Annotated in this window: 14 protein-coding genes; 5 read left to right on the top strand and 9 right to left on the bottom strand. The window is 78.0% G+C overall.

The annotated features are described in order from the left end of the window. The first annotated feature begins 309 nt into the window (after positions 1-309). Positions 310-2,865 carry a DEAD/DEAH box helicase gene (locus ACI78Q_RS01175; protein ID WP_456921471.1) on the top strand — a complete coding sequence of 852 codons (2,556 nt, stop codon included), beginning with the start codon at positions 310-312 and terminating at the stop codon, positions 2,863-2,865. Positions 2,866-2,924: 59 nt separating this feature from the next. Here ACI78Q_RS01175 and ACI78Q_RS01170 read toward each other — a convergent pair whose 3' ends face one another. The 7 genes from ACI78Q_RS01170 to ssd form a co-directional block, all read right to left on the bottom strand. After that, on the bottom strand, positions 2,925-3,308 hold the full coding sequence (locus tag ACI78Q_RS01170) for an Rv3654c family TadE-like protein (RefSeq protein ID WP_456921470.1): 384 nt from the start codon (positions 3,306-3,308) through the stop codon (positions 2,925-2,927). Further along, the gene (locus ACI78Q_RS01165; RefSeq protein WP_456921469.1) at positions 3,305-3,733 is read right to left on the bottom strand and encodes a TadE family type IV pilus minor pilin; all 429 of its coding nucleotides are present in this window, start codon (positions 3,731-3,733) and stop codon (positions 3,305-3,307) included. The genes ACI78Q_RS01170 and ACI78Q_RS01165 overlap by 4 nt, the downstream gene beginning before the upstream one ends. 2 nt (positions 3,734-3,735) lie before the next feature. Then, complete coding sequence (locus tag ACI78Q_RS01160) at positions 3,736-4,011, bottom strand: DUF4244 domain-containing protein (RefSeq protein ID WP_456921468.1); 276 nt, start codon at positions 4,009-4,011, stop codon at positions 3,736-3,738. 131 nt (positions 4,012-4,142) lie between these two features. Further along, on the bottom strand, positions 4,143-4,859 hold the full coding sequence (locus ACI78Q_RS01155) for a type II secretion system F family protein (protein ID WP_456921467.1): 717 nt from the start codon (positions 4,857-4,859) through the stop codon (positions 4,143-4,145). Further along, the gene (locus ACI78Q_RS01150; protein ID WP_456921466.1) at positions 4,856-5,650 is read right to left on the bottom strand and encodes a type II secretion system F family protein; all 795 of its coding nucleotides are present in this window, start codon (positions 5,648-5,650) and stop codon (positions 4,856-4,858) included. Before ACI78Q_RS01150 ends, ACI78Q_RS01155 begins: the two co-directional genes overlap by 4 nt. Next, positions 5,647-6,798, bottom strand: a complete 1,152-nt coding sequence (locus ACI78Q_RS01145; RefSeq protein WP_456921465.1) for a TadA family conjugal transfer-associated ATPase — start codon at positions 6,796-6,798, stop codon at positions 5,647-5,649. The genes ACI78Q_RS01150 and ACI78Q_RS01145 overlap by 4 nt, the downstream gene beginning before the upstream one ends. Beyond that, positions 6,795-7,892: a septum site-determining protein Ssd gene (ssd, locus tag ACI78Q_RS01140; protein WP_456921464.1), complete on the bottom strand. Its 1,098-nt coding sequence runs from the start codon at positions 7,890-7,892 to the stop codon at positions 6,795-6,797. The genes ACI78Q_RS01145 and ssd overlap by 4 nt, the downstream gene beginning before the upstream one ends. A 126-nt stretch (positions 7,893-8,018) precedes the next feature. Here ssd and ACI78Q_RS01135 point away from each other — a divergent pair, with 126 nt between their 5' ends. Further along, positions 8,019-8,867, top strand: a complete 849-nt coding sequence (locus ACI78Q_RS01135) for an HAD family hydrolase (protein WP_456921463.1) — start codon at positions 8,019-8,021, stop codon at positions 8,865-8,867. A gap of 17 nt (positions 8,868-8,884) precedes the next feature. Here the strand turns inward: ACI78Q_RS01135 and ACI78Q_RS01130 are convergent, their stop codons facing one another. Both ACI78Q_RS01130 and ACI78Q_RS01125 read right to left on the bottom strand, forming a co-directional pair. Beyond that, positions 8,885-9,853: an aldo/keto reductase gene (locus ACI78Q_RS01130; RefSeq protein WP_456921462.1), complete on the bottom strand. Its 969-nt coding sequence runs from the start codon at positions 9,851-9,853 to the stop codon at positions 8,885-8,887. Positions 9,854-9,928: 75 nt separating this feature from the next. Continuing rightward, a complete protein-coding gene (locus tag ACI78Q_RS01125; RefSeq protein WP_456921461.1) occupies positions 9,929-10,717 on the bottom strand; it encodes an oxidoreductase in 789 nt (262 codons plus the stop codon). A 141-nt stretch (positions 10,718-10,858) separates the two neighbouring features. Between ACI78Q_RS01125 and ACI78Q_RS01120 the strand changes: the two genes are divergently transcribed. The 3 genes from ACI78Q_RS01120 to ACI78Q_RS01110 are packed head-to-tail and all read left to right on the top strand — an operon-like array spanning position 10,859 to position 12,715. Further along, positions 10,859-11,410 (top strand): histidine phosphatase family protein, encoded by a 552-nt coding sequence (locus ACI78Q_RS01120; protein WP_456921460.1) that lies wholly within the window; start codon positions 10,859-10,861, stop codon positions 11,408-11,410. A gap of 28 nt (positions 11,411-11,438) precedes the next feature. Beyond that, a complete protein-coding gene (gene cobU / locus ACI78Q_RS01115) occupies positions 11,439-11,960 on the top strand; it encodes a bifunctional adenosylcobinamide kinase/adenosylcobinamide-phosphate guanylyltransferase (protein WP_456921459.1) in 522 nt (173 codons plus the stop codon). Further along, positions 11,957-12,715 (top strand): adenosylcobinamide-GDP ribazoletransferase, encoded by a 759-nt coding sequence (locus tag ACI78Q_RS01110; RefSeq protein ID WP_456921458.1) that lies wholly within the window; start codon positions 11,957-11,959, stop codon positions 12,713-12,715. The genes cobU and ACI78Q_RS01110 overlap by 4 nt, the downstream gene beginning before the upstream one ends. Positions 12,716-12,991: the final 276 nt, after the last annotated feature.

The raw sequence follows: 12,991 nt of genomic DNA, 5'->3' as shown, positions 1-12,991 counted from the left end.
ATCACAAGCCGTATCGGTGGCTCGACGATCCGCTGCCGCGGACGGGACGGGGTTGCCCGCAGGTGTGACAGTGGAGGGGTGACCGAGCTCGCGAGGTCACCCAGAGGAACAGCACCCGTGGGCGCGCGGACGACGAGCGCCAGCGAGGAGAACCGGTGACCGAGCTCGCGAGGTCGCCCAGAGGCAGAGCACCGTTGGGCGCGCGGACGACGAGCGCCAGCGAGGAGAACCGGTGACCGAGCTCGCGAGGTCCCCCAGAGGCAGAGCACCGTTGGGCGCGCGGACGACGAGCGCCAGCGAGGAGAACGCGTGACCACGCTCCATCCGGTCCGGTCGGCTCCCCCTCCCGGCACGGACCCCGGTCCAGGGGGTGGGGTCCTGCCCGGCGCGGACCTGCTGGCCGCGCTCCTCGCCGGGACGCCGGAGGAGGAACAGCCGGTCACCCACGTCCACCGGATGCCGGTGCGGGAGAGCGACACCCGGCCGTGGCCGGAGTGGGTGGGGCCGCAGCTCCGGGAGCGCCTGGAGGCGCAGGGGGTGAGCGCTCCCTACCGGCACCAGGTGGAGGCCGCGCAGCTCGCCCACGACGGCGGGCACGTGGTGGTGGCCACCGGCACCGCCTCCGGGAAGTCGCTGGCCTACCAGCTGGCGGCGCTGACCCGGCTGGCCGAGGACCCCCGCGCATGCGTCCTGTACCTCGCGCCCACCAAGGCGCTGGCCCGTGACCAGCTCTCCTCCGTCGCCGCGCTGGCCGACCCCTCCGTGCGGCCGGCCGCCTACGACGGGGACACCCCCATGGAGGAGCGGGAGTGGGTCCGGCGGCACTCGCGCTGGATCGTCACCAACCCGGACATGCTGCACCGCGGCGTGCTGCCGGCCCACCAGAAGTGGTCGAGCACCCTGCGCCGGCTGGCCTACGTGGTCGTCGACGAGTGCCACTCCTACCGCGGGGTCTTCGGCTCGCACGTCGGTCACGTCCTCCGGCGCCTGCGGAGGATCTGCCGGCGCTACGGCGCGGAGCCGGTGTTCGTGCTGGCCTCGGCGACCGTCGCGGAGCCGGCCGCTGCCGCCGGCCGGCTGGTCGGCGCCCCAGTGACCGCGGTGACCGAGGACGGCTCGCCCCGGCCGGGCGCCACCTTCGCGCTGTGGGAACCCCCGCTGACCGAGCGCACCGGCGAGCACGGCGCCCCGCTGCGCCGATCGGCGGCGGCCGACGCCGCGACCCTGCTGGCCGACCTGGTGGCGCGGGATGCGCGCACCCTGGCCTTCGTGCGGTCCCGCCGCAGCGCCGAGTCCGTCGCCGACCAGGCCCGCCACATCCTGCGGGACCGCGGTCGCGGCGACCTCGCCCGCCGCGTCGACTCCTACCGGGGCGGCTACCTGCCGGAAGAGCGGCGGGAGCTGGAGCGCGCGCTGTCCAGCGGGGAACTGCTGGGCGTGGCCACGACCAATGCCCTGGAGCTGGGCATCGACATCGCCGGGCTCGACGCCGTCGTCCTGGCCGGTTACCCGGGCACCCTGGCCTCGCTGTGGCAGCAGGCCGGCCGCGCGGGGCGGGCGCAGCGGGAGTCCCTGGTGGTCTTCGTCGCCCGCGACGACCCGCTGGACCACTACCTGGCCCACCACCCGCGGGCGGTGTTCGGCCGGCCGGTGGAGGCCACGGTCACCGACCCGACCAACCCCTACGTGCTCGGACCCCAGCTGTGCTGCGCCGCCGCGGAGCTGCCGCTCGTCCCCGCCGACCTCGCGGACTTCGGCGGGCCGGCCGCCGAGGCACGAGTCGAGGAGCTGGTCGCCGAGGGCCTGCTCCGGCGGCGCCCGACCGGCTGGTACTGGGCCGGCCGCGGCCGGCCCGACGTCGACATCAGGGGCAGCGGCCTGGAACCCGTCACGATCATCGAGGGCGCGACCGGCCGGTTGCTCGGCACCGTCGACGGGGACGCGGCGCACGCGACGGTGCACGCCGGCGCCCTGTACGTGCACCGGGGCGAGACCTACGTCGTGGACGAGTTCTCCGTCGAGGACGCCACCGCGGTGGTGCACGCCGAGAGCCCCGAGTGGACCACCGTCGCCCGCGACGTCACCGACCTGGCGGTGGTGTCCACCGACCGCTCGTGGCACCTGGGGGCGGTGACCGCGCACACCGGGGTCGTGGACGTGACCAACCAGGTGGTGGCCTACCAGCGCCGCCGGCTCGGGACCGGCGAGGTGCTGGCGGAGTTCCCCCTCGACCTGCCCGCCCGCCAGCTGCGCACGCGGGCGGTGTGGCTGACCCTCGACGAGCAGGCCGTGGCGCGCGCCGAGGTGGACGAGGTCGGCCTGCCCGGGTCCCTGCACGCCGCGGAGCACGCCGCGATCGGGATCCTCCCGCTCCTCGCCACCTGCGACCGCTGGGACCTCGGCGGCGTCTCCACCGCGCTGCACCCCGACACCGGCGCGGCCACGATCGTCGTCTACGACGGCCACCCCGGCGGTGCCGGCTTCGCCGAGCGCGGCTTCGCCACGCTGCGGCGGTGGCTGCAGGCCACCCGCGCCACCGTCGCCAGCTGCGAGTGCGAGAGCGGTTGCCCCTCCTGCGTCCAGTCGCCCAAGTGCGGCAACGGCAACGACCCGCTGGACAAGGACGGCGCGGTGCGCGTGCTCGACGTCGTCCTCGACGAGCTGGCCGCCGCCGAGGACAGGGGTGAGCACCCCGTGGCCGCCGAGGTCCAGACGCACGCCGCGAGACCGCTGGCCGAGGAGGAGCGGGGACTCCCGTCGCCCTCGGCTCCGGCCGAACCGGACGCCCCGGAACCGGCCGCTGCCACGCCGCACGCGACGCATGAGGCGCCCCCGGCCGCCGGTGGGGACGACCTGGTCTTCTGACCCGACGGCCGTCCTCCGGCGGCAGCCTGGGAGCGCGGCGCCCCTGCCCGCGACCCTCCTCACGGCGGCGCTGGGACGGACGAGACCGGCCCGGCCCGCGCGCGGGCGGTGGCCTCCCGGACCCCGATCGGGCCCAGGCGCACCGGGACGGTGACGGAGATGTCGACCACGGCGGCGCCGTCCACCGCACAACCGGTCAGCCGCGCCGCGTTGGCCTCCGCCACCCGGGCGGCCACCGCGCAGGCGTCGGACCGGCCACGGACGGCCTGCTCGGCCGCGGCCAGAGCGGCCAGGTCCGCCGCCCCCGTCGCGCGGTGCCGGCCCACCACGGCCGTGCCCACCAGGACGGCCGCGACCCCGACGGCGGCGAGGACCCCCGCGAGCGCGACCACCCACACGGTCGCCGAGCCGCGTTCCCCGGCCGGCCGGGTGCCGCCGCTCACCCGCTCCCGCCGGAGGCCGCCGTCGTTCCCTCGCCGTCCGGCTCGCGCTGGGCCACGGCCGTGGCCGAGACCCGCACCCGGAACGGAACGGGCCCGAGCGGTGCCACTTCCGCCGCCACGGTGACCGCCACCGCGGGCCCGTCGGAGGCGATGGTGGTCCGGGCGCCGGTGGGAGCAGCGCGGGCGGCCAGGGCGACCACCACCGCGGCGTCCTCGCCCCGGGCCGCGGCACGGGCTCCCTCGCGGGCGGCGTCGACGCACCGCAGCTGGGCTCCCACGACCGTCACAGCCGCCACCGCCCCGGCGAGGACGAACAGCAGCACGGGCAGGACGACGGCGGTCTCGGCGGTGACCATGCCCGCCTCGCGGCGCCCCGCCGAGCGCAGCCTGGCCGCGCGGCGCCGGTACCTCGCCAGGGCGGGCACGGTCAGGACAGCGTGGCCAGCGCCGAGGAGACCAGCTCCCCGAGCGCGTCGACGACCGAGCCGCCGGTCACGACCCGGTACAGAACGGCGGCGAAGGCGCAGGCCGCGACGGTGCCGACGGCGTACTCGGCGGTGCTCATGCCGGCGTCCCCGGTCGCGCGGACGCGGCTCCAGCGCGCCCTCAACCCACGCCTGAGGAGCGCGCCCTCGGCGGGGCGCTCCGCCTCCTCCCCACCCTGCTCCGCCGGGGCGGGACGTGCTGCCGGACTCTCGCTCACGAGGACCTCCTCCGTCGTGCGGTCCGCCGTCCGGACCGCTGCGTCGACGCTCGCAGCGCGCGCGGGCCCCTCCCAGCGACGGCGGCGATCTGTGGACCGCGGTGCCGGCTGTGGACGACGGCGGGCCCGGCTCACCCGAAGACGTCCGCGGCGATGCCGAGCACGAGGGGCGCCACTCCGAGGCAGACGAAGGCCGGCAGGAAGCAGGCGCCCAGCGGCGCGAGCACCCACACCCCGGCCTGGCGCACGGCCGTGTCGGCGCGGCTGCGTGCCTCCGCGCGGGTGTCGGAGGCGAGCGTTCGCAGGGCGGGCACCACCGCCGAGCCCGACTCCCCCGCCCTGACCAGCACCCGGCCCAGGACCGCCAGCTCTGCGGGGGCGTCGGCCCAGGCCCGCTGTGGTGACGCGCCCAGCCGGTGCAGCGCGGCCACCTCGTGCAGTGCGGGCCCGAGCGGCGCAGGCAGCGTCGAGGCCACCGCCGCGAGGGCACCGGCCAGGGGCAGTCCGGCCGCCAGGCAGACGGCGAGGAGGTCGCAGGCGACCGGGAGATCGCCGGCGAGGGCCGGTCCCGCCCGTTCGGACTGCCCGGCAGCGCGGCGCAGGAGATGCTCGGCCAGCACCGCGACGGCCACGGCCACGGCGACGCCGGGCAGGCCGCCCACGAGCAGGCCGGCCGCCGTTCCCGCTCCGCCGGCCAGCAGCCAGGAGCGCCGGGCACCGGCACCGCCGCGGCGCGACGGCCCGGCCCGGTCGGTGGACAGCGCCCGCACCCGGGCCGCCACACCGGGCCGTCGGGGCGACCCGACCAGCAGCGCAGCCGCGAGCAGGGCCGCGACGAGCGCGCTCACCGGACCGCCCGCCGCACCAGGCGGGCCGACCACGCCAGCCCGGCCCCCTCGAGGACCACCCCGAGGACGAGCAGCAGCTGCCCGGTGGGAGTGGTCGTCAGCACCCGCCAGGGGTCGGCGCCGATGCCGCTGCCCATGGCCAGGGCGAGCAGGGGCAGCCCGGCCAGGAGGGCGGCGCTGGCCCGGGGCCCGGCGGTGGCCGAACGGAGGTCCCGCCGCTGGCGGGAGCGGGCGCGCAGGTCGTCCTCGACCGCGCCGAGCACCGCCGCCAGCGAGCACCCCGTACGCCGGCTCAGGGCGGCAGCCGCCGACACGCGGTGCAGCGCGTGCCCGACCTCCGTGCCGGCCGGCTCCTGCCGACCGGCAGCATCCGCCCCCACGACCGCCCGCGCCAGCGCCTGCCCGCTCTCCTCGTCCGCGCAGGCGGCCACGGCCGCCGTCGTGGCCTCCGTCAGGGACCGCCCGCTGCGCAGCTCGGCCGCCAGGGCGGCCAGCGCCTCGGCGAGCGCGGTCAGCCGCAGCTCCTCCTGGACGCCCGCGCGGCAGCGGTCGACGGCCCGGGCACCCAGCGTCGCAACCGCCCCGGCCAGGACGGCCACCAGCGGGGTGCTCAGCAGGGCCGCCCCGGCGGCGGCCGTGGCACCCCACAGCGCCGGCCGGGGCAGCGACGCCCCCGTGGTCGGGAGGCGCGCCCGCGGACCGGTGGCGGCGACCCGCCTCGCCCGCCGCACCGCGGCGCTCCCCGGCCACAGGAGCAGTGCGGCCCCGAGCAGGAGCACCGAGCCGGTCACCGCGGGAGCCCGCCCGCCCGCCCCAGGAGCTCCTCCAGCCGCTCGGCGCCCGGACACGGCCCGCCGTCGGCACGCCAGCCGGCCTCGACGACGACGAGGTCGCCGGCCCGGCGGACCACGCCGATCTCCGCCACGTGCCGGCCCGACGACGTGCGGCGCAGGTGGACCACCGCGGCGAGCGCAGCGGCGGTCTGGCTGTGCACCGCCAGCCGGTCCAGGCCCGCGGCGACGCCGAGCGCCTCCAGCCGGGCCGGCACCTCGGCCGGGCGGTTGGCGTGCAGGGTCCCGGAACTGCCCTCGTGACCGGTGTTGAGCGCGGCCAGCAGGTCGGTGACCTCGGCGCCGCGCACCTCGCCGACGACCAGCCGGTCCGGGCGCATCCGCAGCGCCTGCCGGACGAGGTCGCGCAGCGTGACCTCCCCGACCGCCTCGACGTTGGGCGGCCGCGTGGCCAGCCGGACGACGTGCGGGTGGGCCGGCCGGAGCTCAGGAGCGTCCTCGCAGAGCACGAGGCGCTCGGCCGTCGGGACGAGGCCGAGCAGCCCCGACAGCAGGGTGGTCTTCCCCGACCCGGTGCCGCCGGTGACCAGGAAGGCCAGCCGCCCGGCGACCAGCGCGCGCAGCAGGCCGGCGGACCGGCCGGGGAACGTCCCGCGGGCGGCGAGGTCGGCGAAGGTCAGCGACGCCCGCCGCAGGACCCGCAGCGACAGGCAGGTCCCGCTGCCGGACACCGGCGGCAGGACCGCGTGCAGCCGGGTGCCGTCGGGCAGGCCGACGTCCACCCAGGGGGCGGCGTCGTCCAGCCGGCGGCCCGCGGCGGCGGCGAGCCGGACGGCCAGCCGGCGGACGGCGTCCTCGTCGGGGAACCGCACGTCGGACCGTTCGAGCCCGCCGCCACGGTCCACCCACACCTCGCCGGGGCCGTTGACCAGCACGTCGGTGACCCCGGGCGCCCGCAGCAGCGGCTCGAGCGGCCCCGCGCCGGCGAGCTCGTCCACCGCCTCGCGGACCGCGCGCAGCACGTCGTCGTCACCGAGCAGGCCGCCGGACTCCTCCCGCACCAGAGCCGCGACCGTCGCGCGCGTGGGGGCCCCTGGTTCCAGCGCCAGCCGGGCCCGGACGCGGTCGACCAGCGCTCCCCCGCTCACGCCGCCACCCCCGCCTGCCGCGGCAGCTCGGCCAGCACCCGGCGGGCGAGAGCACCCAGCGGTGAGCGCGCCGTCACCAGGGGCGGCTCGCCCCGCTCCCCGCGCGGAACGGCGCCGCGGTCGGCGGCGAGCTCGGCCAGGACGGGCCGCCCCACGACGTCTGCGACCTCGCCGGCCGACAGGCCGCCGGTCACCCGCCGCACCACCAGGCGTACCGCCGACCAGGGGGACGGCCGCCCGCCGGGACCGTGCTCGACCAGCAGGCGCGCCGCCGAGGCCGCCCGCAGCCGGGCCGGCACCAGCAGCACCGCCAGATCGGCCTCGGCGAGCACCGTCTCGGCCGTCTCCGGCCGCACCCCCCGCGCGAGGTCGACCACCACCGGCCACCCGCCGGCGCGGACGCCCTCGACGACCGCCGCCAGCGCCTCGGCCGGGACCTCGCCCGGTGACTCGCGGGAGGCCGCCAGCACCGAGACTCCCTCCACCTCGGGGAGGGCGGACATGAGCGCGTCGCCCGCCACGCGGCCCCGGAGGCCGGCGAGCTCCGGCCAGCGCAGCCCCTCGGCACGCTCGGCACCGAGGAGGAGGTCGACACCGCCGCCCCAGCCGTCGGCATCGACCAGCAGCGCGCCGTCGGAGCCGGAGGCCACGGTGAGCGCCAGCGCGGCCGCGACCGTGCTCGCGCCCGCTCCGCCGCAGCTGCCCCCGACCGCGACCAGGCAGCCGCGGTCGACCGGCCGGCGCAGGGCCGACGCCATCCGCGACAGCAACCAGCTCTCGTCGTCGGGCAGCACCGCCACCCGCTCGGCACCGAGCTCCACCGCGGCCGCCCACGTGGCCGCCGGCGGCTCACCGGGAGCCACGACGACGACGCCGGGGCGGCGGGGCAGGGCCCGCACCGGGCCCGCGGCGAGCGCGTCGGCGCCGAGGACGACCAGCGGCGCCTCCCGGTGCGCCCGCCGCAGCGCCGGGCCGCCGGTGGCGACCTCCGGCTCGGCGCCGGCCGCGGCCAGCAGGCGCAGCAGGTCGTCGAGGAGCGCCTCGTCGGTGCTGACGACGAGGGGGCGGGCGGGCAGGGCGCGGAGGGCGGTCACGCCGCCGAGCCCAGCGGAGGGCTCCGGGGTGCGGGAGGTGTCGGCGGGATCTGTGGATGACCCGAAGGGGTGTGGACGGCGCGCGATCCCCGTCACTGTCAGCCGGTCCACTTACAGTCGTGAACCGTGACCCGCGCAGCGGCGTTCTTCGACCTGGACAAGACGGTCATCGCCAAGTCCAGCACCCTGGCGTTCGGCCGTCCGTTCTTCCAGGGCGGGCTGATCAACCGGCGGGCGGTGCTCAAGGGCGCCTACGCCCAGTTCGTCTTCTCCCTCTCCGGCGCCGACGCCCAGCAGATGGAGCGCATGCGGGCCCAGATCACCCAGATGTGCACCGGTTGGGACGTCGCCACGGTGCACGAGATCGTCCGGGAGACCCTCCACGAGATCGTCGACCCGCTGGTCTACGCCGAGGCCGCCGACCTGATCGAGGAGCACCGGGCTGCCGGCCGGGAGATCGTCATCGTCTCCAGCAGCGGCGCGGAGATGGTGGAGCCGATCGGGCAGATGCTGGGGGCCGACCGGGTGGTGGCCACCCGGATGGTCACCGTCGACGGTCGCTACACCGGCGAGATCGACTTCTACGCCTACGGCGAGAACAAGGCGGTCGCCGTCCGGGAGGTCGCCGCGGAGAACGGCTACGACCTGGCCGACTGCTACGCCTACAGCGACTCGGTCACCGACCTGCCGATGCTGTCGGAGGTCGGGCACCCCACCGCGGTGAACCCCGACCGCGCCCTGCGCAAGGCCGCGGCGGAACGCGGGTGGCCCGTGCTGGAGTTCAGCCGCCCGGTCTCGATGCGGTCGCGCTTCCCGGTGCCCACGACGCCGGTGGTGACCGGTGCCGCCATGAGCGTGGGCGCCGCGGTGGTCGGGCTGGCCTGGTACGCCCGGCGACGGCTGCTGCGCGAGGCCACCGCCCGCCCCGCCGCCCCGTCACCGCTGCTCGGTCGCCGGCGCCGTCGCGGCGCCTGAGCAGGCGCCCCGCGGGCTCAGAACGGCAGCCGCTCCCGCACGCGCTCGAGCATGGTCTGCGCGGCGGACACGGGGGTGAACGCCCGCGCCTCCGCGGTGAGCGCCGCCTGCTCGTCGGGCCGGAGGGTGATCTCCGCGGCGGCGGCGTTCGCCTCCACCTGCGCGACGCTCGACGCGCCGGGGATCACCACGACCCGCGGCAGGGCCATCAGCCACGCCAGCGCGATCTGCGCCGGCGCGACGTCGTGGGCCGCGGCGACCTCGCGGAGGACGCCGAGCAGCGGCTCGGCCCGGCGCAGGTTCTCCGTGCCGAACAGCGGGTTGGCCGCCCGCACGCCCCCGGGCCGGTTCTCGACGCCGTAGCGGCCGCCGAGCAGTCCCTGTGCCAGCGGGCTGTAGGCCATCACCATGCGGTTCTCCCGCTCGGCGAACGGGACGAGGTCCTCGAGCGCGCAGGGCGCGGCCAGGGAGAAGTGCACCTGGTTGCTGACCACCGGGCGGCCCAGCGCGGCGTCGGCCGCCTGCCAGCGCTGCAGCGAGTAGTTGGAGACGCCGACGGCGCCGATGCGTCCGGCGTCGAGCAACTCCCGCATCCCGGGCATGATCACCGAGTCGGGGACCAGCGGGTTGGGCTGGTGCACCTGGTAGAGCGGCACGCGGTGCAGCCCCAGCCGGCGGGCGCTGCCGGCCAGCCGGTTGCGGACCACCGGCGGGAACGGGGCGACGGGGAAGACCTTCGTCGCGACGACGACGCCGGCCCGCTCCGCTCCGAGCGCGTCCCCCAGGATCCGCTCGCTGCGGCCGAAGCCGTAGACCTCCGCGGTGTCGAACAGCGTGATGCCGAGCTCGCGGGCCCGCCGCACGATCGCCGCGGCCTCACCGGAGGCGTACGCGTCGCCGTACCCCCACTCGCGCGAGCCGAACTGCCAGGTCCCGAGTCCCACGCGGCTGACCGCGCCGAGCCCGTCCATGTCGAGGGTGCGCACGCCGTCCAGTCTCGCCGCCACCACAGGACGGCGCAGGCGGGCGGCCGGTCGCGGGGACGAGCCGATCAGCCCCCGTCAGCCGCGCAGCATGCTCTCGGCGATCGCCAGCCCCTCCAGGGCGCCGTGCTCGGTGGCCCGGCAGCAGTGCACGAGCCAGGCCGCCACCCCCTCGGGCCGCCCCGAGGCGTAGCCCGCCACGGCCCGGGCGTACTCGTCACGGCCGAGCTCCACGAACCCGACCTCGGGCACCGACACGGCCTTGGGGTCCAGGCCGCGGGTGATCCCGGTCAGCCGGGCGGCGGCGCGGGCCACCACGCCGTCGGCGGTGCCGAACGGGGCGAGTGCCGCCAGCTCACCGTGGACGACCGCGGCGACCAGGACGGCCGGCACCGTGGAGGTTCCCGTCACCAGCGCGAACAGTCCGCTCAGGCGGGGGCCGGCGTGCGGGGCGGGCCGGCCGAGCCCGGCGCGCTCGGCGAGGTCGGCGGCGGCCAGCACGTGCAGCCGCGCCAGCACCTGGCCGGGGGCGCGCGACCAGGTGTCCTGCATCGAGCCGAGCGCGACCGAGGTCCGCAGCGAGCCCTGGACCACGGGGTCGTCCACCTGCCCGGCGCGCAGGTCGGCGAGCGGGACGTCGACGCCCTCGAGGGCGGCCGAGGCGCGGGCGCCGCGCAGCGCCGACTCGGTGCTCACCTCCGCCGACCGGTTCCGCATCAGCCGGTGCCGCAGCAGCCGGTCGATCCCCGCCCGGGCGGCGTCGGCGGCCTCCCGCACGCCCGGCAGCTCCAGGAGCGGGGCCAGCGGATCGGGGCCGGAGGGGCGGGCGACGGGCCGGGAGGCGCCGGGGCGGACGGGGATGGTCACGGAGTCCTCCTGGGTGATGCTCGTCGGTCCCGTGACCAACGCTGCTCGGGGCGCGGACGGGCCCACCGGCACGCCCACCGGGTCGACGGTACGAGGGAGCGTCCGGGATCCCGCGCACGGCTGGCTACAGTGCCTCCCACCATGGCCCAGCCGCTGACCCTCCTCCTCGTCCGCCACGGGCAGAGCGAGTGGAACGCCGCCGGACTGATGCAGGGTCAGACGGCGCACGTGCCCCTCACCGAGCTCGGGCACGCGCAGGCCGCCGCGGCGGCCCGGGAGCTGGCCGGCCTGCACCCGGGTGCGCTGATCTCCAGCGACCTGCACCGGGCGGTCCAGACCGCCGAGCACTGCGCCGGCGCCACCGGTCTGCCGTTCACCACCACGCCCGCGCTGCGCGAGCAGGGCTACGGGGTGCTGGAGGGCCGGCCGTCCCGCGAGCTGTGGGACGTCGTCGACTGGACCGACCCGCACTGGGCCGCCGAGGGCGGGGAGAGCCTCGACGAGCTGCACGCGCGGGTGGGCGCGTTCCTCAAGCACCTCGCCGCCGAACCGCCCGCCGAGGTGATCGCCCTGGTGACGCACGGCGACACGATCCGGGCCGCCCAGGCCGTGGCCGCCGGGCTGGGGGCCGACGCGCTGCCCTCGATCACGCCGCACAACGGCACGGTGACCCGGCTCGAGCTCCTGCTGTGACCGGGCGGCCCGCGCCGACGGAGCCCGGATGAGCAAGGTGCTGGTGCTGGGCGGTGCCCGCTCGGGCAAGTCCGCGCACGCCGAGTCGCTGGTGGCCGGCGCCGCGGAGGTCACCTACTTGGCCACCTCTCCCCCGGTCCCGGACGACGCCGAGTGGGCGCAACGGGTGGCCGCCCACCGGTCCCGGCGGCCGGCCGGGTGGACGACGGTGGAGACGACGGCCCCCAGCGACCTGCTGCGGCGCGGGTCGGTGCTGGTGGACAGCGTCACCACGTGGGTGGCCGCCCTCATGGACGAGACCGGGGTGTGGCGCGACGAGCCCGGTGCCGCCGAGCGGCTGGCCGCCCGCTGCGACGCGCTGGTGAACGCCTGGGCCATGACGCCGGCGCACGTGGTGGCGGTCTCCGACGAGGTGGGGCTGGGTGTGGTGCCCGAGACCCGCTCGGGCCGGCTGTTCCGCGACACCCTCGGGTCGGTCAACCAGCGGCTGGCCGGCACCGCCGACGAGGTGTGGTTCGTGGTGGCCGGCCTGCCCCAGCGGCTGCGATGAGGTGGACCGGCCCGTTCGAGTCGCTGGCGCTGCTCACCGTCGTGCGCGTCCCGGCGCAGGTGGCGGCGAGCACGCGCGGCGTCCTGCCCTGGGCACCGCTGGTCGGCCTCCTGCTGGGCGGGGTCGCCACCGGGGTCGCCGTCGCCGGCACCCGGCTGGTCTCGCCGCTGACCGGGGCGGTGCTGGCGGTCACGGTCCTGGCCGCACTGACCCGCGGCCTGCACCTGGACGGGCTGGCCGACACCGCCGACGGCCTGGGTCCGCTGCGGGGGCGCGCGCGGGCGCTGGCCGTCATGCACCAGGGGGACGTCGGACCGTTCGGTGTCGTCACGCTGGTGCTGACCGTGCTGCTGCAGGTGGCCGCGGCGGCCGCGCTGCTGGCCACCGACGGCGGGTGGACGGCGCTGTGGACCGCGGTGCTGGCCGCCCGGCTGGCGATGACCCGCACCGGGCTACCCGGCGTGCCGGCCGCCGAGGGCTCCTCACTCGGCCGGTCGGTCGCCGGCACCGTCTCGTGGGGGTGGTGGGCCGCGGCCCTGGTCGCGTCATCCGCGGTACTGGCCGCGCTGGCCGGCGGGAACTGGCCGCTCGCCGGCGCGCTGATCGGCAGTGCCCTGGCCGGCCTGGTCGCGGCCGAACTCCTCCTGCGCCGGGCGCGGGCCCGCCTGGGCGGCGTCACCGGCGACGTCATGGGCGCGATGGCGGAGGTGACGGCCGCGGTCACCCTGCTGGTGGCCGCGGCCGTCCTCGCCTGAGGCGCGGCCCCCTTCCCAGGGCACCGCCCTGAGCTCGCGAAGGGCTCGCGAAGGGCGGGGAGAAAGGGGGTCCTTGTTCAGCGTCGGCCCAGCAGGCCGCCCACCAGCCCCCGCAGCCCGCCGGAGGCGGCGGTCGTCGGCCGGCCCCGGCCGGTCGCCCGGGGAGTGCTCCGGCCCATGCCGCGGCCGGTGGTCGCGCGGCCCGTGCCACGTACCGTGCCGCGTGCGGCCGCACCGCGGCCGGTGGCCCGACCCCCGCGAGCCGCGGTGCGGGCA

This window comes from Geodermatophilus sp. SYSU D00705, from assembly GCF_054050135.1.
This window is presented reverse-complemented; position numbering and strand designations above follow the sequence as displayed.